This is a genomic window from Escherichia sp. WS547, from assembly GCF_046486065.1.
GTDB lineage: Bacteria > Pseudomonadota > Gammaproteobacteria > Enterobacterales > Enterobacteriaceae > Escherichia > Escherichia coli.
In genome coordinates this window covers 96,577-118,749 of the sequence record NZ_JBJQMA010000009.1, presented here as the reverse complement: position 1 = coordinate 118,749, position 22,173 = coordinate 96,577, and the positions used below count along the sequence as shown (strand labels likewise).

At 48.3% G+C, this 22,173-nt stretch carries 18 protein-coding genes and 1 pseudogene; 5 read left to right on the top strand and 14 right to left on the bottom strand.

Annotation, left to right across the window (positions count from 1 at the left end):
- The first annotated feature begins 311 nt into the window (after positions 1-311).
- Positions 312-926 (top strand): YagU family protein, encoded by a 615-nt coding sequence (locus ACJHWK_RS10610; RefSeq protein WP_001019920.1) that lies wholly within the window; start codon positions 312-314, stop codon positions 924-926.
- A gap of 248 nt (positions 927-1,174) precedes the next feature.
- On the opposite strand, the gene ACJHWK_RS10605 is transcribed toward ACJHWK_RS10610, so the two are convergent.
- From ACJHWK_RS10605 to ecpR, 7 genes are all read right to left on the bottom strand, one after another.
- Complete coding sequence (locus tag ACJHWK_RS10605) at positions 1,175-1,504, bottom strand: YkgJ family cysteine cluster protein (RefSeq protein ID WP_001303809.1); 330 nt, start codon at positions 1,502-1,504, stop codon at positions 1,175-1,177.
- A 313-nt stretch (positions 1,505-1,817) separates the two neighbouring features.
- The gene (gene ecpE / locus ACJHWK_RS10600; protein ID WP_001521919.1) at positions 1,818-2,528 is read right to left on the bottom strand and encodes a fimbrial chaperone EcpE; all 711 of its coding nucleotides are present in this window, start codon (positions 2,526-2,528) and stop codon (positions 1,818-1,820) included.
- On the bottom strand, positions 2,497-4,140 hold the full coding sequence (gene ecpD, locus ACJHWK_RS10595) for a fimbrial adhesin EcpD (RefSeq protein ID WP_001521920.1): 1,644 nt from the start codon (positions 4,138-4,140) through the stop codon (positions 2,497-2,499). The genes ecpE and ecpD overlap by 32 nt, the downstream gene beginning before the upstream one ends.
- Positions 4,130-6,655, bottom strand: coding sequence for a fimbrial usher EcpC (gene ecpC, locus ACJHWK_RS10590; protein WP_001131068.1), 2,526 nt, complete (start codon positions 6,653-6,655; stop codon positions 4,130-4,132). The genes ecpD and ecpC overlap by 11 nt, the downstream gene beginning before the upstream one ends.
- Positions 6,656-6,680: 25 nt before the next feature.
- The gene (gene ecpB / locus ACJHWK_RS10585; RefSeq protein ID WP_001521922.1) at positions 6,681-7,349 is read right to left on the bottom strand and encodes a fimbrial chaperone EcpB; all 669 of its coding nucleotides are present in this window, start codon (positions 7,347-7,349) and stop codon (positions 6,681-6,683) included.
- Positions 7,350-7,406: 57 nt separating this feature from the next.
- A complete protein-coding gene (ecpA, locus tag ACJHWK_RS10580; RefSeq protein ID WP_000730982.1) occupies positions 7,407-7,994 on the bottom strand; it encodes a common pilus major fimbrillin subunit EcpA in 588 nt (195 codons plus the stop codon).
- Positions 7,995-8,068: 74 nt separating this feature from the next.
- Positions 8,069-8,611: an ECP biosynthesis operon DNA-binding transcriptional regulator EcpR gene (gene ecpR / locus ACJHWK_RS10575; protein WP_001305433.1), complete on the bottom strand. Its 543-nt coding sequence runs from the start codon at positions 8,609-8,611 to the stop codon at positions 8,069-8,071.
- 823 nt (positions 8,612-9,434) lie between these two features.
- Here ecpR and ykgL point away from each other — a divergent pair.
- Positions 9,435-9,660: pseudogene (ykgL, locus tag ACJHWK_RS10570) on the top strand (protein YkgL).
- Between the two features lie 34 nt (positions 9,661-9,694).
- Here the strand turns inward: ykgL and ykgO are convergent.
- The 5 genes from ykgO to ACJHWK_RS10545 form a co-directional block, all read right to left on the bottom strand.
- On the bottom strand, positions 9,695-9,835 hold the full coding sequence (gene ykgO, locus ACJHWK_RS10565) for a type B 50S ribosomal protein L36 (protein ID WP_000866436.1): 141 nt from the start codon (positions 9,833-9,835) through the stop codon (positions 9,695-9,697).
- Positions 9,835-10,098 (bottom strand): type B 50S ribosomal protein L31, encoded by a 264-nt coding sequence (locus tag ACJHWK_RS10560; RefSeq protein WP_000803998.1) that lies wholly within the window; start codon positions 10,096-10,098, stop codon positions 9,835-9,837. The genes ykgO and ACJHWK_RS10560 overlap by 1 nt, the downstream gene beginning before the upstream one ends.
- Positions 10,099-10,452: 354 nt before the next feature.
- Positions 10,453-10,554 carry a small membrane protein YkgR gene (gene ykgR / locus ACJHWK_RS10555; protein ID WP_000662258.1) on the bottom strand — a complete coding sequence of 34 codons (102 nt, stop codon included), beginning with the start codon at positions 10,552-10,554 and terminating at the stop codon, positions 10,453-10,455.
- A gap of 472 nt (positions 10,555-11,026) precedes the next feature.
- Positions 11,027-12,169 carry an NADH-dependent flavin oxidoreductase gene (locus tag ACJHWK_RS10550; protein WP_000182342.1) on the bottom strand — a complete coding sequence of 381 codons (1,143 nt, stop codon included), beginning with the start codon at positions 12,167-12,169 and terminating at the stop codon, positions 11,027-11,029.
- 173 nt (positions 12,170-12,342) lie between these two features.
- Entirely contained in the window at positions 12,343-13,263 is a 921-nt protein-coding gene (locus ACJHWK_RS10545) for an alpha/beta hydrolase (RefSeq protein ID WP_410234833.1), read from the bottom strand.
- A gap of 156 nt (positions 13,264-13,419) precedes the next feature.
- Between ACJHWK_RS10545 and ACJHWK_RS10540 the strand changes: the two genes are divergently transcribed.
- Together ACJHWK_RS10540 and ACJHWK_RS10535 are read left to right on the top strand one after the other, a co-directional pair.
- Complete coding sequence (locus ACJHWK_RS10540) at positions 13,420-14,346, top strand: LysR family transcriptional regulator (RefSeq protein WP_001328123.1); 927 nt, start codon at positions 13,420-13,422, stop codon at positions 14,344-14,346.
- A 199-nt stretch (positions 14,347-14,545) separates the two neighbouring features.
- A complete protein-coding gene (locus ACJHWK_RS10535; RefSeq protein ID WP_001521923.1) occupies positions 14,546-15,439 on the top strand; it encodes a LysR family transcriptional regulator in 894 nt (297 codons plus the stop codon).
- 30 nt (positions 15,440-15,469) lie between these two features.
- Here the strand turns inward: ACJHWK_RS10535 and ACJHWK_RS10530 are convergent, their stop codons facing one another.
- Both ACJHWK_RS10530 and ACJHWK_RS10525 read right to left on the bottom strand, forming a co-directional pair.
- The gene (locus tag ACJHWK_RS10530) at positions 15,470-16,459 is read right to left on the bottom strand and encodes an aldo/keto reductase (protein ID WP_170886244.1); all 990 of its coding nucleotides are present in this window, start codon (positions 16,457-16,459) and stop codon (positions 15,470-15,472) included.
- Between the two features lie 26 nt (positions 16,460-16,485).
- On the bottom strand, positions 16,486-17,337 hold the full coding sequence (locus tag ACJHWK_RS10525) for an aldo/keto reductase (protein WP_001521924.1): 852 nt from the start codon (positions 17,335-17,337) through the stop codon (positions 16,486-16,488).
- Between the two features lie 565 nt (positions 17,338-17,902).
- Here ACJHWK_RS10525 and fdeC point away from each other — a divergent pair.
- Positions 17,903-22,153: an inverse autotransporter adhesin FdeC gene (gene fdeC, locus ACJHWK_RS10520; RefSeq protein ID WP_001521925.1), complete on the top strand. Its 4,251-nt coding sequence runs from the start codon at positions 17,903-17,905 to the stop codon at positions 22,151-22,153.
- The last annotated feature ends 20 nt before the right edge of the window (positions 22,154-22,173 follow it).

The window sequence follows — 22,173 nt, the reverse complement described above, 5'->3', positions numbered from 1 at the left end:
GATTATTCTTAAAACGCGAATGCAGCTATGAGCCCGGCTAATTAATTCATATTCGCCGATGACGGGAGCTCGTTTATTGCTTTAGTTGTACGATGCAAAAACCGATAAGGAAACCTGTGATTGTCAGCTCTGCATCACCCTACAAATCTTTGTCACTTCTAACATAAAAATAGGGAGAAATGATGGTGCTTATATTCATTGGCGATTAGGAAACTATCTTGTTATACAAAACAATACAGTTCTTTACATTTGTCTTGTTTTATGAATACTCCTGAAGAGGTGTATAACATAATGGTACAAGCAGGGTAGATATGAATATATTTGAACAAACTCCACCGAACCGCAGACGTTATGGTCTTGCTGCATTCATTGGGCTGATTGCTGGCGTTGTTTCCGCATTTGTGAAGTGGGGGGCTGAAGTTCCATTGCCGCCACGTAGCCCGGTGGATATGTTTAATGCAGCGTGTGGCCCGGAATCATTAATCAGGGCTGCTGGGCAAATTGATTGCTCCCGTAATTTTCTCAATCCTCCGTATATTTTTCTTCGAGACTGGCTAGGGCTGACAGATCCCAATGCGGCTGTTTATACCTTTGCCGGGCATGTCTTTAACTGGGTTGGCGTTACGCACATTATCTTTTCGATAGTGTTTGCCGTTGGTTACTGTGTGGTCGCTGAAGTATTTCCAAAAATTAAACTCTGGCAGGGCTTACTGGCAGGTGCTTTAGCCCAACTTTTTGTTCATATGATTTCATTCCCTCTCATGGGACTGACGCCACCTCTGTTTGATCTCCCGTGGTATGAGAATGTTTCTGAAATTTTTGGACATTTAGTCTGGTTCTGGTCCATTGAAATTATTCGCAGAGATTTACGAAACAGAATTACTCATGAGCCAGACCCTGAGATCCCTTTAGGCTCAAACAGATAATGCATTGAATAATAAAAATGGCGCAAATGCAGCGCCATTTTTATAGGTTAAAAACATTGCTTTTTACTTTCTGAAGCAGATAGCCAGTGAGTACATCGCGCTACTTCAGGATGCTGTAGATCCGGAGAACACTATAGAGGAAGATGCATTGTTGCTGGCAGATGGAAGAAGTTTCGGGTTTTGTTATCCCTGAAAAACGAAGCCCCGCGGTTATAGCTGGCGGGGCAGTGCAATTAATTATTGCATATTTATAACGGTGTCAGCCCGTATTTAGCTCTTGCACGATTGCAAGCCTCATTGACGACTCCGTTCTCACCAGACATGGCGAATTCTCTGCACGTGGACGATCGATTTTTATATATCGTGCAGCAGGCATTTTTGCCCGGTGTTCCTGCAAGGGCAATACATCGGGGGTTTTTCTGATTGGTACCGCTCATGCATCGGTGAAAAGGGGATATTTGTTCAGTGAGCCTGGCGGGAATGGTACCGCCAGCATCGTCGGCTTCGGCCCAGTAAAAAGAGACGCGGAAAAATGCACAACAGGCACCACACGTCATGCATGGATTCAGATTGCTCATAATTCACCAGTACAGCTATAAATCGTAAAGAGAACAGCGGTACATCGTATGTAAGAACGTACCGCGGTTGGCTGGGGAACTTTCGATAGTGTGAGTATTGAATGATTTCCAGCCGTTACCGATTTTACGTACTAATTCGTGAATAAACCACTCGTTAGCAGGCTGCCTGGTACCTTTCCGTGTCTCCTGAACACTATGGTGTACATATGAGAAAGCCCATCGTTACAGGTGACATTGACGATCGCTTCCACATCATTTAATCGATTATTTGAGTCTCTGAGGTGGAATTCTTCCCTCGTCCGATGGATAAGTCTTAGTCCGCCGAAGGGGGCTTAGCAGGACAGGAATCGCTAATCTTAATGAATTTGTCGTTATAGACCAGATAATGATTCCCCGGCTGACGTAACTCAGGCTGATGAACCACGTCTCCCGGACGTAGATACCAGGCATCGCCTTCCTCTTCGGTCGAATCACATCCTGGCTTAATCAGTAGCTTAAACCATGTGTTGCCAGTGTTACTTACCGTTCCTGTCACCTGGTCGAAGGACCATTTAAACTGAACCTGACGTGGTCGTACTACCAGAATGGTATCTATCACCACCACCGGCTCCGTGCTGACCTCGCCGCCGGTTGGGCTACGTCTTGTCTGGTTACGAGTGGGGACCTCGCGAAATGAGACCCGGTAGTAGCGCTCGCGGTTATCCCGTGGACCATGATAGTAAAATTTAAAATACTCGCTCTCACCAGCCTGCAACGCCAGCTGGCGGGGGGCGAAAAGCAGTTCACCATCCACCGGTCGGGTGCGCAATTCACTGCTGCCCGGGCTATCAATAGCACTGATGGCAATACGGTATATCCGTGCGCTTTTGTTGTTATTCACTACACGTTTGCTGACAAAGTCAGTCTCGGACGGCAGTGAAAAAGTCAGATTGCCGACCGAAATCGCCTGTGTCAAAGGTGCCGCCAGCATACAGACCACTGTCAGCAGGGCCTTAGTTAATGTTACGCCACGTCGCCTGAACATGAATCTCTCCTGAAGCGCTGACTTCGCCAAACCAGCCGTTATCATCTACCGTACGCAGCGAAATGGCGTTATCCATTGGAATCGAAAATTTGACTGTGGTCTTATCCATCTGCCCCACTTCGCCAGAGATATCAGTCCACGGTGTGGTCAGCCACAGCGCATCGGTCATATCCCGCCAGCTATCATCGCACCCGGCATCGTAGGTTTTTGTAGCTCCGCTGCGGGTAATAAAGGAAAGCGTCGCCGGGAACGGTACTTTCGCCTTACCATCATCGGAGCTGAAGACACAATAGGAGCGCCCGCCAATCACCTGCGCGGGTCCGGTCACCTTGATCAGCACTTCGTCGGCAGCTGTTTTACCGCTGGTGGTTACGATATAGCCGAAATCGAGTGCCGACTCGCCGCTGCCAACATATCCCTCCCGCGACGGTGTCTGAGTATATTCATCGGAGATAATACTGATGCTGAAATCACGGGGTTTGATAATCAGCGTGTTGGAGGTAGAAAATTCATACCAGCCAGACTCCGGTGATGTGGTGTTCTGAAAGCGAAAGTTGAATAGATCTTTGGTGTTGATATCGCTGATCCCGAGGTTCACCATCTGCTTAAAGAAGTTGCTCGAGAAGAAAACATAGATCGAGTCTGCGCTCTTCATCTCGTTGAAGGTGTAGTAATAGGCAGTATTGCTCACCGGTTTCCATGAACTGCCATTCAGACTGAACTGCATATCGTACGCCCCGACGGCCGAGGCTAACGACGAGTTGGCGATCGCCGGGAATATATGGATTGAGGTGTTGCTGAGTCCGTTTGTTTGCAGGGTATAGTTAACCATCTTACAACTTAATCCTGAACGGCTGCCGATGGTTTGCGTCCGGCAGTCGGCGTTCCCTTCGCCCAGAGTCGGTACTCCGTCGCTGTTGATAAACACCTCCGCCAGCGAGTGGGTATTTATCAACCGTAGATTTGCTGCTTTCGTATGGGTGACGTTGCGAACATACCAGTTGCCGGAGGCCTGATCCTTACAGCGTGCGCCGCTGCTGGCGTCATAGTTCACAGAGGTCTGGCAGGCATTGATGGTCATTGTAAAGCTGCTGCCGACGGGCATTTGTTGCAGATACTGGTAAAAGGCGTCTGACAACATGCCGTGCATCCACTTCGCGCCGCCGCTGGTCACCGTCGCGCCATAAAATCCACTGGCGTCGGTGGTTTGCGGCAGGATAAGACTGGTGGTCATATTACACCCAGCGTACCAGTTGATGCAGCGCAAGCCAGTTAAAGGAGATGAAACTGGTGAATTTTCCAGCCACATATCAAACTTCCAGTTGGTATAAAGGCCGGTGTTGTAACCGTTATCAATGTAGCCGAGGCTTTGCTGATAGATGGTTCCTGAACCATTGTATTTTAAACCGGTCCAGCGGTTGGCACCGGTCAGGCGCGGATCCAGCGCCCCGCCAGGAGTGACGAAAAAGTTGTCGTCTGAGTTGTTTTCGACAAACACAAACTCGCGTGCCGGAGCATCCGCCCAGGTGGTTTTGCTCACTGCCGCTCTGAGCGCGGTTGCAGGCCAGATTAGCGCAACGATTATCATCGCTATCAGTAGGTTAACTCTCATTCTCTTCTCCTGTCTGCGTCACCGCCGCCCACGATGAGAGGCCGCTGCAGACCACATCACCGACCCAGACGGCACCGCGCGCCTGGTTGAGTTCCAGTGCCACTTCGCAGGTTTTATTGCCACTGTAGCGAAAATCGATAGTGGGGTATTTCTTATCCACGTCCATGACAAACTCGCCGTTTTCATCGGTTCGGGTTCGGCCGATATGGTTGTTAATCCGTGCGTTAGCCAGCAGTGTGCCGTCTTCCGCACGGATACGACCGGAGACGGTAACCATCTGCTTCACCTCTGGCTCAATGACAGCGACATTGCCTGGATAGAGAGTCAGATGGCTTTTGCGACCGCTGACGATATCGTAACTGTCGAGTGAGTTTTTGCTGTTCTGTAACTCCACCTCATATCTTCCATAGGGAGAGAGCGGGAGATAGTTACGCTTGCCGTTAAGCGGGAAAATCCGCCCGTTGATTTTGGCGCTGATCTGACCATCGTTCTCCAGGCCAGTGTCGAATATCACCCCAGCATTGCCATCGGTCCGCCCGCTGGCAGCGATGTTTTTACCTTGCCAGCCGACGCTGCCGTTGGCGGTCAAATTGGTATTGATGTAGCCGTCCGCCGCGCTATTGACGTTCAGCGTTCCGCTGGCGTAACGAGCGTCGAACTGTGCATACGCCCCACCGCTGAGGGTTTTGTCATCACCGGTATCGCCGGAGATGGCTCGTGACAGATTGGCACCAACAGTGCGAATGGTTCCTTCATCAAACTGTTTGCGTGCTGACAGGTTTGCCATGGTGTAGCCGTTTTGATGGGTCATCCCTGCGCTAAACCAGTTGCCCAGTGGTAGCGAGAGATCGAGAGCGATATATTTCCCTGTATTGGCGCTGCTGTCGCCGTTGTTATAGCGCTGAATACCGGCCCGCAGGCCAAGCGAACCAAAGGGACCGCTGTAGACATTTTGATAGTAATCTGCCGTGTAATAATGGCTGTTGTAACGGCGGTCATCATTGTAGCTGATGCTGAATGTGCCCAGCTTCGACCACAGTGAGTTCAGGTTGAGTGTGCCGCCGATTGCACGGTTGTCGGCATCGCTACGTCGCAATTGATTGCCAATGCGGGTTTTTTCCTGGTTAACCCACAGCGAACTGAAGCCTCCAGGTAGAGTGGCGCTGATGCTGGCGATGTTGCTCCATGAGCTGTCACTGGCCAGCATGTTTTGCAGGTTAACGTTGATCGCCCCCCCAAGCGGCAGCGTCAGACGGGTTTCGCCCACTGCCTGATTATCGTATCCATATCCCGTTGCCGCCCAGCTAAGCGTACTCAGTGAGCCGGAGGTCGAGGCACCTGCCAGCCAACTCTCTTTAGCTGGTCGCGTCTTTTTCCCGTTTTCCGACCAGCGATCCATATGAAAGCTACCGCCCCATATCTGCCACGCCAGTGGTGCACCGACGCCGCGCCCCCGGCTAAACAGCTTATTGACCCGTTGAGTGCGTTTGCTGATCACGCGACCGTTAACGATCACCTCAACTTCCACATCGTAAATACCGTACGGTAGACCTCGGGTATCCACTTCATGATTGCCCATGGTGAAGTTCTGAACGCTTAATAGCCGCCCATCACGGGTGAGATGTACTTCGCCCGCCGCCGGTAAAAAGGCGATCACTGGCGTGGCTGACTGGCTGCTGTCGAAGATGGTGGAGCTGGCCTGGTTTCCCCAGGAAAGGCCGTAAATCTTCCCTGCTGAAATGGCGGTCATCGGCCCTAAGGACTGCAAGTTCCAGGTGTCGAGCATTCCACCGGCAAATCGGTGACCGGCAAAATCGCGTTCATACATCGCTTTATATAATTCACTGTCCTGTTGACCGCTACCGATCCCGTACAGCGAGCCGTCGAGCACCACGTGATGTTCGCGCAGTGCAGTAACGTTATTCAGCGACAGATAGCTGGATGTGTTGCTCCCGCCGTTACGCAACTGGTTGTTATAGACGCCGAAGTTATAGCTCAGATTACTGCTGAGGGTGTTAACACTGGACTGCCCGATGTCTTCGCTACGTGAGCGTAGTACGGTGCCCAGCGCTTCGCGCTTGACCACTAGCTGCAGCAGCAGTTGGCGCAAGCTGAGATCCAGCTGCGCGTTGTCAGTCAGGGGGATGGTAAGGGCCTCATTGAACGGGGCGTTCGCCAGAGCCATCAGCTGCTGTCGAGTTTGTTCGCTGACACTGGCGTTATCTTCACTCTCTTCCAGCTGTATTTTCCGGATGCGTAGCTGTCCATCATCCAGCCAGATAAAAGCGCTGCCGATTCGCTGATCGTCCTGGCGACCCTGGCTACCGGCGAGATGAATATAAAGCGGGACGCTCATGCCGTCCTGGAGCGCCTGACTGAAGGCCTGCGGAATAATCACCCCACCTATTTGCTGCGCACTTATGTCAGCAGCGCTGGCATCGGGCTGAACGAACAAAAAGACCATGCCGAAGGCAAACTGGGCTTTCAGTCCTGGGGAGAACCGTCGTAAAGGCATTGTCGTTATCCATCTGCACAGCTATCTATTTCACGGGAATGAACTTATCACCCTGCCAAAGTGCAACCCGTCCTTTGTTATCCGCCGTGTCCACGCGGGTAAAACGACGCGACTTGCCCGGCATCAGGTAGTAATTCTCTTTACACTCCTTACCATTGGCGGCTTTCAGGCAGGGGCCGTAGGCGAGGATCCGCAGCGTCGCATTTCCTGTATTTGTCAGGGAGCCGTTGGCGTACTGAAAGCGGTAGTTCGCCTGGCGGGGGGCGACGACCAGAATGGTGCCGATGCGGGCGGAAGCAGTGGCTACAGCGCTGCGGTTGGCATTATCGCGCTGCGCATCACTGAGGGCCTGATCGAACCAGACAATGCGGTAGTAGCGCTCTTTTTCATCTGCTGGTCCCTTATAGAAGAAGCGGATCACTTCGCTGGCTTGGGCGGGTAGCAGCAAGCTAGCGGGAGTGAGTAGCAACTCATCCGGCTTGTCCATTGCGATAACCTGCCCGTCGTCAAGCGGTGAAGAGAGCCGTTCGAGACGGATATTGATGAGGCGGCCACTGTCGGTACTGTTTTGGATCGTTTTGCTCAGCGTGCTGCTGTCACTGTTCATAAACGATGATATATCGCCGACATCCAGCGCCTGGGCCGGAGATATTCCGGAAAACAGCAGAGCGAGAGGCAGAAGGTGCTTTTTCATAACAATTCCGTCCAGGAATAAAGCAGGGGGGCTACCCCTGCTGGTACATCAGAGAGATTAACTGGTCCAGGTCGCGTCGAACTGTACGCTAACGTCGCCGCTCCAGATGCCTTCCGGTAGAGTGCTGTAATCGGTTACTGCGGTGGTACCATTGGTGGTGCCGCTGATGATGGAGAAAGTGAAACCATCCTGTGCGGTGGTACGATTGCTGGCATTGTAACCGTTAGCCAGTGGGCTAAGGTTGCCGCCCAGTACGCCGTTGGCGGTATCGATCATCACGGTATCGCCAGTTTTTTCGACTGCCGCGCCGTTATAATCCACGCCCACATTCAGTGTGGAACCTGAGGTATCCAACTGGGTTAAGGTGTTGGTGATAAGACGTGAGGTCAGTTTAAAGGCGGTAGCCGTTGAGTCACCCTCGATAGCCACGTCAAATAGACCTTTCTGTGAGTTAAAACCTTTAATGCCTTCGGCATACTGGAACGCCAGGCTACCGAGTGGCGTCACAACCAGCTTACTGGTGGTGTCTTTTTTGGCTGTTGCTGACCAGGTCGCTACAGCCTGAGCTGTTACGTCAGCAGCCTGCGCCACACCTGTACCGGTAAACACCGTTACCAGAGCTATTGCCAGAACCTTTTTTTTCATTGCTTTTCTTCCCGAGTTGAATTGAGGACGTGATGTCCCTGTGAGTCATTTTTTAAAACTAACTTGCCTGGAGTTTACGGAACCAACTTATATATTTTTGAGTACAGCTTGGCCTCAGCATTACGCCGATGGGTATACACTGTCTTCACACTACAATTTTCAATTCTGGCAATCGATTTAGGCAGCATTCCCTGAGCCGTCATGCGGATAATTTCCATTTCCCGGTCAGTGATTTTATCTTTCTTAATATCTTTTCTCAGGAACCTGCCATTAATCACATAGGCCAGTTCTTTTCTAATATCACGACTCAGTCCAGCGTATACCACGCCCCTAATATTGCTGTTGTAATACCAATAATTTGCTAAGGCTTCTGACTTTCTGGCCGCAATCAATACGACCTGTTTCCCCTTTACCGCGGATAACCACTCATTATCACGGTTTATAAACTCAGTTAAAGAATCCGTATTGAGATTGATAAACACGAAATCTTTTCTGATTTTCTCCAGCGATAGATAAATTAATCTGTCGATATCCACAATCAGTTCAGATAGTCCTTTATAGAAGTAGGCGTCATGGGGAGACCAGATGTATTTATCAGAACGGTTTTGACATTCCATATGATTTTTAACCTCATAGTCCCTGCTGTAATCATTTTGCCATGTCACTACTTTCCAAACCTGTAATTTTTACAGGTACATTCAGTTTCTTTAGTAAATCGGAAGTAAATAAGATACGTAGCACATATCAATATAGGTTAAACGAGATTAAGTTTTAATTATTTCGATTAGGTTTAAATTTATGTTTTTTTCCTGATGAGTGTCAATATGTGAACAGAAAAGGAATTCCATGGTTAAGTCAATATTTACAAAAAATGAAAATATTGCTTTTTTGATAAGAAGAAAAAGACATTCAGTTTCATAAGGTTATTGGCAATATAACGTTCAATTCTTACTTGCATTTTATATTAGCCAGGAACTTTGCCCTGAGGTGTTAGGAATAGTCTTAATGTGTTGTGTAATGGACTAGTAAAAAAACAAGTTTAAATGATAAGAAATAGAATATAAAACTATCATGAGTTATAATTAAAGATGATTTGCCAATCAGTAAGGTGTTTTAATGGATTAACATGCCGCACAAAATGGTTATGGGTGTTCATCCCAATAAGTGATGAAAAATTAAACAGGTGTAAGTACGTCATCTGTCCGGTAAGCCCCCTAAGAGCCAAATTAAGTGAAGTTAAACGAAGACTGCCAGTTGTCACAGGAACGATGGCCTCTTTGCCAGGGCACTGCATTCAGTCATCTGTGCGCGTTACTCTAACTGGCACTCGAACGTCGGCGATGGGGTTACCGGTGGATCAGGCCGTTCCTGTGGCGTAAACGTTTTTATGTCAGTACCAACAGATTTACCACATTTATCATCTTAACCGTTTGAGTGTAAATGCAGGCTGCGTCGCAAAGGGAGGAAACTGAGTGGCGTGTTCAGTCTAAAAGAGAGTTGATGCCAGCATACAGGGCGCACCTGGTCAACAAGTCAACATTAATATAATGGAATATTCGGAGAGAAACGTCAGGCAGTTGACCTTAAATGAACAGGAAGATACATCCCCAGGAAAATTAATGCTGGTGTAATAAATACACCAACATTAATCCGGTCTGATTATTAATCAGACAAATATCGTTAATTCGTCGAATTTTGAATCAACGTTTTTTCTTACGACCCTGAACGGCCTTAAAACGTGGATTAGATTTACAAATCACATATAGCCGTCCTTTTCGCTTCACAATCTGACAGTCTGGATGGCGTTCTTTTGCGGTACGCAGAGAGTTAAGGACTTTCATCATGCCCCCTTTTTCGTGCTAACAAAACGACCAAAACGTTGGGTGAATCGTGCAACATTTCCTTCTGATGCCACTGTTCTCAGCTTCCCTGTATAGAACGGGTGCGATTTAGAAGAGACATCAATTGTCACGTACGGATACGTTACGCCATCCAGCTCAATCTCACGGTCTGTTTTGATAGTCGAGCCGATTTTAAAGTACTCATCAACACTGGTGTCGTGGAACACCACAGTACGATACTCAGGATGGATATTGGGCTTCATCATTTTTACCTGTTATGTTATAACATAACCATAAAGATACATGCTCATCCGGATCATTTCAACACCCAATCCCTGTGACCATTTGTGGTATGTGGAATTTCGGCAACGGGGAAGTCTGGCATTGTTAGCAGCCATTGGCGACGCTCCCATAAACGCCTTGATGAGTGATGGTTTCGCTGAGAGTATGAATTTTTCGAGAATGGAGGCTATCTCCATTTTACTGGCCGATGATTTATCGCAGTTTGATTGCCGGACAGCGTGTATTCCTCTCCCACGGATATAATAATTACTTACAAAAAAGGGAGAGGATGCATATTTTTTAATATCACTGAAGTGAACAGTTTATTGCCGTTATTAATAGAAATGGAGAAATAAATAGGCGTATTCTACAATTGCGACAAAAACAACGATATTAATCAGTTTATGACTGATTTGTTGTACTTTATTCTCTTTCATTGGTACTTCCTCGCTTTAAAAAAGAGTGCACTTCGTAAGTGCCCTTATATAAATAACGAGTTTGGTCAACCAATTTTTTGACATGTATCACAAATTTGAATAGATGTATTACATCGGCTATCTTTTATTGCCCCAACGTCATTGATATATGTCGCCTGAAGTCAGTCCGGGAATGAGTCTGATCTCAAAACTGGCCCAGCCCGGGCGTTGATTGGCGCTGAGGAGCATATCGCATCTCATCATAATGTCGTATCTCCTGGGGTGTTATACAAGATATCGTTGTTGGTGACCTGGGAGAGGAATTGAGTTCTATTAAACCGTCAACTATGCCGGATACATACTGGATTACACAGCAGGCACGCCTTACGAGAGAACGTGCCGCAGTGACGAGTTAATTATCTGAAAGAATTTGCGAGGCTGTATCGGTTACTCATTGGTTTAATAGTTTTACTCTCGGGAGAGTAATAGATATTTAATCCATTAACGGAAACCAGCCAGTTCCTTTCGATGCCTGAATTTGATCCCATAGTTTATCCGGAATGGTTAATTCAGGAACAAGTTGTGGATTAAGGGTTGTTTGAATTTCATGGCTTCTACCTGATTCAGCTAAAGTCACCCATTCTGGATTTATCACCAGCCCTTTACCGATCGCAACAAGTGGCAGGCCAGCGGAAATTGCTTCTTGAGCCTGAGACGGTGTGCGTATTTTACCTGCAGCGATTACCGGCACTCTGCCTGCAATATGATTTAAAATCAATTCAATAGTTCGGGGGCCATTTGGCGACTCAACAGGGTAGCTATCGTTAATACTGACCAGCGAGGTATGTATATACGAAATACCGGATGAAATGAGTCGATCAAGGAGTTTATAAGTATCCTCTATCCGCAGCCCCCCTGTTACAGATTCTTCAGGAGATATTCTGTAACCGATAGCAAAGCGCTTTGTCGCATATTCATAGACTACATTTTTTACTTCCTGTAATACGGCCAGCGGGAAGCGCATACGTCCTTCAAGATCTCCTCCCCATCGGTCATTACGCTGGTTAAATAGAGGGGAGAAGAAATTCTGCAGAAGGAATCCGTGCGCACCATGAAGTTCAACGCCATCAAAACCTGCTTTAATCGCCCTTTTTGTGACATCTCCGAATGCTCTAATGGTTTCCTGAATTTCGTTTTCAGTCATTTCCCTGCTTTGTACCACTCTCTTCATAAAGTCACCAGATTTTACGCTTGATGCGCTGGCACTAATAACATCGTTATTTGGCACAAGCTCCGGGATGGCTTTATTACCAGCGTGGAAAATCTGCAAAATAGCCGGAGCACCGCCACTTTTGGCTGCAGCTGCTAACTTTTCAAGGCTGTTAATGAAACGGTCGTCATACGCGGCAAATTCATGAGTAAACCCAATGCCGCTTGGCGTGACATAGGTGCATCCTGTTATTACTAAACCAACATTTTGTGAGCGACGTTTATAAAATTCGAGTTCTTGCTCAGAGATGGTTCCATCAGGATTAGCTGACCAGGTTGTCATAGGAGCCATAACGATACGATTACGTAGCTTTATTTTTTCTGTCAGCATAAAAGGAGAAAACAATGATGGGTGTTTATTTGTCATAACAATACCTCAAATGTTTATCTGATTTTAATGCGTATAATCTTAATAAGTTGAGTTGCTACTTTTTGATGCTTTTTTTCCTTTAATAGAATTCTTTTTGAGTAATTTTATTATTGTTGTGTAGTCAATAAAGGATAAATGTCAGGGAGATAAGGAATCTCCCTGTAAGATTATTACAAATGTGTTTTATAAAAAGGAATTAATTTTTCGAGTGCCTGTTTCACAGGTTCTGGCTTATCATACAGGTCGTAATGTGAATAACCTTCAACCACGACCAGCTCTTTATGTTTTGAGGCAGCGCGGCCAATAATTTCGCAGCCGTCACGGTAGGCACCAAATGCGCCCACTCTATCGCCCACCACAACCATTATTGGTTGAGTTAACAGGACTTCTGCAAGATGAAATGCATCCCAACCCACGGCAACAGTCTGATGTGAGAATAGCGAACGATTTACCCCATTAGGTGCACAGCCTCGTGGCGAACGATAATATTTTGTGGCTTCAAAAAGGTCTATTTCTGTTAATCCCGCTTCAAGAGCTGCATCCGGAGAAGAGGGGAGTAAATCATCTACGCGAAGTTTTGCGCCGTTAGCTTCGTCTGTTCTTTGTTGCGCCATCGCTTCGAGTGCTCCGATAGGATTAAACGCTGTAAATCCCTCACGCATAAGACGCCCGTAGTTTGCACCCGTGACAGTACCAATAGCTTTAATTCGACGTTCTGTCATTGCGGCATTAATGGCATATCCACCTCCACCACAAATACCCAGTACACCAATACGCCCGGCATCAACGTAAGGTAAGGTGGTAAGGTAATCAACGACAATGCTGAAGTTTTTTACTCGCATTGTTGGATCTTCCAGATAACGCGGTTCTCCACCGCTGCTTCCCTGAAAACTGGCATCAAAAGCAATGACGATAAAGCCAGCTTTTGCCAGGGCGGCACCATACACACTACCCGATGTCTGTTCTTTGCAGCTTCCAATTGGATGGGCGCTGATAATGGCAGGATACTTTTTTTCACTATTAAAATCGTCAGGGAAATAGATATCAGCAGCTATATCCCAGTAAGTATGTTTTATCGAAACAGTTTTCATTTCAAGCTCCGGGGATTTGCCTAAACAGATTTAAATATCATTTCTATTATCCGCAACTGGCATTCGTGTTCATATCGAGAACGGCGTAATAGTATGACTTGTATTGGTTATCATCAATGGTCTAATATCTATCACAGTGTTAAGTTAAGGTTTACAATGATGAAAATAGAGCCTTCAATTTTGCCTTCTCTTGCCTGGTTTGCGCTTATTGTTCGTGCCGGCAGTTTTTCCAGAGCCGCTTCTGAAATGGGTATTACGCGGGCCGCATTGTCCCAGAATTTAAAATCTCTTGAGGAACGTCTTAACACCAAGCTGATATACCGTACGACCCGCAATATGTCGCTTACTGAGGAAGGACAGCGTCTGTATGAAGTGCTGGTGTCGGCTTTGGGGCAAATTGATGATGCTTTGAAAGATGTTGGTGATACCCAACTTGAACCTACAGGCCTGTTGAGAATAAATTCCTCCCGTGTTGCAGCACGGATGCTTGTTGAGCCTCATATTGGCGAGTTTCTTACTCGTTACCCCAAAACAAAGATAGAACTCATTATGGATGACGGTTTATCTAACATTATTGCGGACGGCTGTGATGTGGGCATACGTCTTGAGCAAGGACTGGATGAGCATATGACTGCCGTTCCTGTTTCTCCGCTTATTAAACTGGTTACTGTGGCATCGCCAGATTATTTAAAAGAACACGGTATTCCTGAAACGCCTCAGGAACTGAGTAACCATAATTGCCTTCGGTTGCGGCATAAAAGTAGCGGTGCACTCTCTGCATGGGAGTTTTCTAATGTTGTGGGGGGTAATGAAGAGTTCGAAATAGAGGTTTCAGGTAAGTATATTTCTAATGATGACGAAAGCATGATACGAATGGCGCTGAATGGAACGGGTATCATTCAACATCTGGATTTTGCAATCGCTGAACATATCAATGCGGGCAAGTTACAGCCGATTCTTGAGGATTGGGCCGTTTCATTTCCTGGATTTTATATATATGTTTCATCACGGGTGAGAATGCCCTCTAAAGTTCGTGCTTTTATTGATTTTATGGTGGAGAAAAGAGTAAAAATAGAAAGTTAATGATGTGTGTCAGAATATCGGTAAGAAGAATGGCGCAATCGTGAGGATACGTTTATTCATAATAAATCTCCTGAAAGTTTAGAATTATTTTCGATACAGCCAGATTATCATTGTTACTAATAATGTGGTTAAAATAATAGCATCTATGCCCCCCTTCATGAGTGTCTGTGAAGAGGATGCTTCTACAAGGAAATCGCCAATGCTCAAAGAAAACTTCAACGAACTGCAAATCTTTCTTGTGGTGGCAAGAGAGCGAAGTTTTACCAAAGCAGCGGGCAAACTCGGCGTCTCTCAGTCTGCACTTAGCCATGCAATGAAGGCTCTGGAGGAAAGGCTCAATATCCGCCTCCTGACACGGACTACCCGCAGTGTGGCTCCCACAGAAGCGGGGGAGAGAATCATTGCCTGCCTTGAACCGCGTATTGACGAGCTTGAACAGGAACTGGAGTCACTTATTCAACAGAACGGCACGCCCTCCGGGAATATTCGGTTATCTGCCGGGGAACATGCCGCGCGAAGTCTGGTCTGGCCGAAGCTAAAACCTTTTCTCAGAGAGTATCCCGAAATCAATGTAGAACTGGTGGTGGATAACGGTTTTGTCGATATTGTTGAAGGCCGTTTTGATGCCGGGATACGACTGGGTGAAAATGTTGATAAAGATATGGTTGCTGTCAGGATTGGACCAGATATGCGGATGGCTGTGGTGGGAGCTCCGGCGTATTTTGCTGCAAACCCTGCGCCTGAAACGCCTCACGAGCTACAAAATCATCGCTGCATCAACATGCGTTTGCCAACTGCCGGTGGGCTTTACCACTGGGAGTTCGAGCGAGAAGGGAAACCGCTTCGCGTTAAGGTTGATGGGCAGCTGACGTGTAGTCCGTTGCCAGAAAGAATTGATGCCGCCTTATCAGGGTTTGGGATCGCTTGTGTCCCTGAAGACATGGTTCAGGAGTATATAAAGTCAGGCAAGCTTATTCAGGTGTTACAGGAGTGGTGTCCAACTTTTCCTGGGTATTATCTTTACTACCCCAGCCGCAAGCAGCATCCGCCAGCTTTTGCGCTGTTGATCGATGCGCTTCGCTACACCGAATAACGGGTCCTTTATCCTGGACCCGTTTGGGTATTAGCGGCCTACGCGTGCCTGATGTTCAGGCGAGTAACGTTCACCGACGATTTTAATTGTTTCCAGCGCCTCGGTTATCTGCTGCGTATCTTTCTGCGAAAGAACAATGTCAGCAGCGGCCAGGTTTTCTTCCAGCCGGTTCAGTTTAGTGGTGCCAGGGATGGGAACAATCCACGGCTTTTGTGCTAATAGCCATGCCAGTGCGATTTGTGCAGACGTTACCCCTTTCTCCGCAGCCAGTTTACCTAACAAGGTGACCAGTTTTTCATTGGCTTCAATGGCTTGTGCTGCGAAACGCGGTACGGTGCTGCGGTAATCATCTTTGCCGAAAGTGGTTCCCGGCTTAATCGCCCCTGTCAGGAAACCTTTACCTAGTGGGCTGAAGGGGACAAAACCAATTCCCAGTTCCTCCAGCAACGGCAGAATTTCCTGTTCAGGCTCACGCCACCACATGGAATATTCGCTTTGCAGGGCGGTGACAGGTTGTACCGCATGTGCACGACGAATGGTTTGTGCGCCAGCCTCGGACAGACCGAAATGTTTGACCTTACCTTCTGCGATGAGGTCTTTCACCGTTCCTGCAACATCTTCAATAGGAACATCCGGATCAACACGGTGTTGGTACAGCAGGTCAATAACATCTGTCTTCAGACGACGTAATGATCCTTCAACGGTTTCACGGATATGTTCCGGACGGCTGTTTAAAATCTGCTGCTTATTATCATCGCCGAAGGTAAAACCGAATTTAGTGGCGATCACCACGCGGTCACGAAACGGTTTTAAGGCTTCGCCGACCACTTCTTCATTCAGATACGGACCATACACTTCGGCGGTATCGAAGAAGGTGACGCCACGTTCAACCGCAGCACGAATAAGTTCGATAGCCTGACGGGTATCGGTCGCCGGGCCGTAGCCGTGGCTTAAGCCCATGCAACCGAGCCCAAGGGCGGAGACTTCGAGTCCGGATTTACCCAGATAACGTTTTTGCATTGAATGAATACCTCTTTTATCGCGGCTTAAACATCAAGTTTGCGGCCAGTCAGCCATTCCACCATTGCGGGATCGCGGTGAGAGAAGAACGCGCTGGTTGCGGTATCCAGGGCGGTAATTTGCAGCATATCTTCAGGACTGAGTTCAAAATCGAGAATGTTGATGTTCTCTTCCATGCGTTCTCTGCGTACTGATTTTGCAAGCGAAACAATGCCTCGTTGGTAGATCCAGCGCAGAACAACCTGGCCTACGCTTTTGCCATACTTCTCGCCAATTGCCGTGAGAACAGGATGCTGGAACAGACCATTTTTCCCTTCCGCAAACGGTGCCCAGGCTTCTGGCTGAATACCACGACTTTGCATCCACGGAACGGCCTGTAGCTGCTGATTGAAAGGGTTAACTTCAACCTGGTTTACCGCCGGAACGACGTTATTAAAGGCGATAAGGTCAGCCAGTCGGTCAGGATGGAAGTTACTGACGCCAATAGCGCGAATTTTACCGGCCTGTTGCAGCTCTTCCATGGCACGCCAGGCTCCGTGGACATCGCCATATGGCTGGTGAATCAAGTACAGGTCAACGTAATCAAGTTGCAGTCGATTCAGAGAGCGTTCGAACTGGGCTTTGGCCCCTTCGTAACTGGTATCCTGCAACCAGAGTTTCGTGGTGACAAAGAGTTCGTTACGGGCGATACCGCTTTGTTTCAGTGCGTTTCCGACCTGGATTTCATTTTGATAAGAGGCGGCGGTGTCAATCAGTCGATAACCGCTGTTAATAGCGTCAATGACCGCTCTTTCGCATTCGGCGGCATCGGTCATCTGAAATACACCAAAGCCCAACAGGGGCATTTCAATACCGTTGTTCAGTTTTACTTTTTGCATGGTGTTATCCTTCCGTTATCGTTCATGAGAAGCATAACGTAAAGGGAAAAGCTCGATTAGACGGCAGGATTTGTCAGGGGTTATGAACAAAATTCATAAATCTGTTTGAGGGTTGAGATTAGTCGTGCAAGTTCGATATCCCCGGAATTTACAGTCCGATGAATATAAATGAATGTCCATAAAAAATATATTGGTTTATCCTGGCGTATATACTCACTTCGACGTACTCCCAATAGCAGTTAATTAAAGACGGGTCATTATTATTCACTCTTAATAATGAATTATTCACTGCCCGCAGAGTAAGAAATATAACTTAAGTATCTATTTAATAACTTGCACAAAAAGCTAAATTTTTACCCATAAATAAAAATATAATCCCGCGCCCAACCACCTGATGAGTGGCTACAGACACTGGATATATTAGGTGGCGGTGTACTTTCTTACATAAAGGTATTTCCTTTTCTGCGGAAAAGGAAACCGGGAAATCCCCGGTTTTTCTGACAAGCAGACGCCATTATTTGTGTCTGCCTATGTTCGTTAATTCGTTCATCAGGAAATTATCTCAATGTCACGTTATAAAACAGGTCATAAACAACCACGATTTCGTTATTCAGTTCTGGCCCGCTGCGTGGCGTGGGCAAATATCTCTGTTCAGGTTCTTTTTCCACTCGCTGTCACCTTTACGCCAGTAATGGCAGCACGTGCGCAGCATACGGTTCAGCCACGTTTGAGCATGGAAAATACCACAGTAGCTGCTGATAATAATGTGGAGAAAAATGTCGCGTCGTTTGCCGCAAATGCCGGGACATTTTTAAGCAGTCAGCCAGATAGCGATGCGACACGTAACTTTATTACCGGAATGGCCACAGCTAAAGCTAACCAGGAAATACAGGAGTGGCTCGGGAAATATGGTACTGCGCGCGTCAAACTGAATGTCGATAAAGAATTCTCGCTGAAGGATTCTTCGCTGGAAATGCTTTATCCGATTTATGATACGCCGACAAATATGTTGTTCACTCAGGGAGCAATACATCGTACCGACGATCGTACTCAGTCAAATATTGGTTTTGGCTGGCGTCATTTTTCAGGAAATGACTGGATGGCGGGGGTGAACACCTTTATCGACCATGATTTATCCCGTAGTCATACCCGCATTGGTGTTGGTGCGGAATACTGGCGTGATTATTTGAAATTGAGCGCCAATGGTTATATCCGGGCTTCTGGCTGGAAAAAATCGCCGGATGTTGAGGATTATCAGGAACGCCCGGCGAATGGCTGGGATATTCGTGCTGAGGGCTATTTACCCGCCTGGCCGCAGCTTGGCGCAAGCCTGATGTATGAGCAGTATTATGGCGATGAAGTCGGGCTGTTTGGCAAAGATAAACGCCAGAAAGATCCACATGCGATTACCGCTGAAGTGAATTACACGCCAGTGCCTCTTCTGACCCTGAGTGCCGGGCATAAGCAGGGCAAGAGTGGTGAGAATGACACTCGCTTTGGCTTGGAAGTTAATTATCGGATTGGCGAACCTCTGCAAAAACAACTCGATACAGACAGCATTCGCGAGCGTCGAATGCTGGCAGGCAGCCGCTATGACCTGGTTGAGCGTAATAACAACATCGTTCTTGAGTACCGCAAATCTGAAGTGATCCGTATTGCTCTGCCTGAGCGTATTGAAGGTAAGGGCGGTCAGACGGTTTCCCTGGGGCTTGTGGTCAGCAAAGCAACACACGGACTGAAAAATGTGCAGTGGGAAGCGCCGTCATTACTGGCTGAAGGTGGCAAAATTACCGGTCAGGGTAGTCAGTGGCAAGTAACGCTCCCGGCTTATCGTCCAGGCAAAGACAATTATTATGCGATTTCAGCAGTTGCCTACGATAACAAAGGCAATGCCTCGAAACGTGTGCAGACAGAAGTGGTTATTACCGGAGCTGGTATGAGCGCCGATCGCACGGCGTTAACGCTTGACGGTCAGAGCCGTATTCAAATGCTTGCTAACGGTAATGAGCAAAAGCCGCTGGTGCTGTCTCTGCGCGACGCCGAGGGTCAGCCAGTCACGGGCATGAAGGAGCAGATCAAGACTGAACTAACCTTCAAACCGGCTGGAAATATTGTGACTCGTACCCTGAAGGCCACTAAATCACAGGCACAGCCCACACTGGGTGAGTTCACCGAAACTGAAGCAGGGGTGTACCAGTCTGTCTTTACGACCGGAACGCAGTCAGGTGAGGCAACGATTACTGTTAGCGTTGATGGCATGAGCAAAACCGTCACTGCAGAACTGCGGGCCACGATGATGGATGTGGCAAACTCCACCCTGAGCGCTAACGAGCCGTCAGGTGACGTGGTTGCTGATGGTCAGCAAGCCTACACGCTGACGCTGACTGCGGTGGACTCCGAGGGTAATCCGGTGACGGGAGAAGCCAGCCGCCTGCGACTTGTTCCGCAAGACACTAATGGTGTTACCGTTGGTGCCATTTCGGAAATAAAACCAGGGGTTTACAGCGCCACGGTTTCTTCGACCCGTGCCGGAAACGTTGTTGTGCGCGCCTTCAGCGAGCAGTATCAGCTGGGCACATTACAACAAACGCTGAAGTTTGTTGCCGGGCCGCTTGATGCAGCACATTCGTCCATCACCCTGAATCCTGATAAACCGGTGGTCGGCGGTACGCTTACGGCAATCTGGTCGACAAAAGATGCCAATGACAACCCTGTGACCAGCCTCACGCCGGAAGCGCCGTCATTAGCGGGTGCCGCTGCTGTTGGTTCTACGGCATCTGGCTGGACAAATAATGGTGATGGGACGTGGACTGCGCAGATTACTCTCGGCTCTACGGCGGGTGAATTAGAAGTTATGCCGAAGCTAAATGGACAGGATGCGGCAGCAAATGCGGCAAAAGTAACCGTGGTGGCTGATGCGTTATCTTCAAACCAGTCGAAAGTCTCTGTCGCGGAAGATCACGTAAAAGCCGGCGAAAGCACAACCGTGACGTTGGTGGCGAAAGATGCACATGGCAACGCTATCAGTGGTCTTTCGTTGTCGGCAAGTTTGACGGGGACCGCCTCTGAAGGGGCGACCGTTTCCAGTTGGACCGAAAAAGGTGACGGTTCCTATGTTGCTACGTTAACTACAGGCGGAAAGACGGGCGAGCTTCGTGTCATGCCGCTCTTCAACGGCCAGCCAGCAGCCACCGAAGCCGCGCAGCTGACTGTTATTGCCGGAGAGATGTCATCAGCGAATTCTACGCTTGTTGCGGACAATAAAACTCCAACGGTTAAAACGACGACGGAACTCACCTTCACCGTGAAGGATGCGTACGGGAATCCGGTCACCGGGCTGAAGCCAGATGCACCAGTGTTTAGCGGTGCCGCCAGCACGGGGAGTGAGCGTCCTTCAGCAGGAAACTGGACAGAGAAAGGTAATGGGGTCTACGTGTCGACCTTAACGCTGGGATCTGCCGCGGGTCAGTTGTCTGTGATGCCGCGAGTGAACGGCCAAAATGCTGTTGCTCAGCCACTGGTGCTGAACGTTGCAGGGGACGCTTCTCAGGCTGAGATTCGTGATATGACAGTGAAGGTTAATAACCAACTGGCTAATGGACAGTCTGCTAACCAGATAACCCTGACCGTCGTGGACAGCTATGGTAACCCGTTGCAGGGGCAAGAAGTTACGCTGACTTTACCGCAGGGTGTGACTAGCAAGACGGGGAATACAGTAACAACCAATGCGGCAGGTAAAGCGGATATTGAGTTGATATCAACCGTTGCAGGGGAACTTGAAATCGCGGCCGCGGTGAAAAACTCTCAGAAGACGGTCACGGTGAAATTCAACGCGGATGCCAGCACCGGTCAGGCAAACCTGCAGGTTGACACCGCCGTTCAAAAAGTGGCAAACGGCAAAGATGCCTTTACGCTGACGGCGACCGTTGAGGATAAAAACGGTAACCCTGTTCCAGGCACTCTGGTGACCTTTAATCTGCCCCGGGGTGTCAAGCCGCTTACTGGCGATAATGTCTGGGTGAAAGCCAACGATGAGGGGAAAGCAGAGTTGCAGGTGGTTTCCGTGACTGCCGGAACCTATGAGATCACGGCATCGGCAGGAAATGACCAGCCTTCGGATGCGCAGACTATAACGTTTGTGGCCGATAAGGCGACCGCAACCGTCTCCGGTATTGAGGTGATTGGCAACTATGCACTGGCGGATGGCAAAGCCAAACAGACGTATAAAGTTACGGTGACTGATGCCAATAACAACCTGTTGAAAGATAGCGAGGTGACGCTGACTGCTAGCCCGGCAAATTTAGCTCTGGATCCCGATGGGACGGCGACAACGAATGAGCAAGGACAGGCTATTTTCACCGCCACGACCACTGTCGCAGCGACATATACACTCACGGCGAAAGTGGAACAGGCCGACGGTCAGGAATCGACGAAAACTGCCGAATCTAAATTCGTCGCGGATGATAAAAACGCGGAGCTCGCTGCATCTCCAGAGCGTGTAGATTCTCTGGTGGCGGACGGGAAGACTACTGCAACACTGACGGTTACTCTGATGTCGGGTGTCAACCCCGTAGGAGGAACCATGTGGGTCGACATTGAGGCTCCGGAAGGGGTGACAGAGGCGGATTATCAGTTCCTGCCGTCGAAAAATGACCATTTCGCGAGCGGGAAAATCACGCGTACATTTAGTACCAACAAGCCAGGTACATACACATTCACATTCAACTCTTTGACATATGGAGGGTATGAAATGAAACCAGTGACTGTGACAATTAACGCCGTTCCTGCAGATACTGAAGGTGCTGAGGAGAAATAAAAACGACGATGTAATAAATA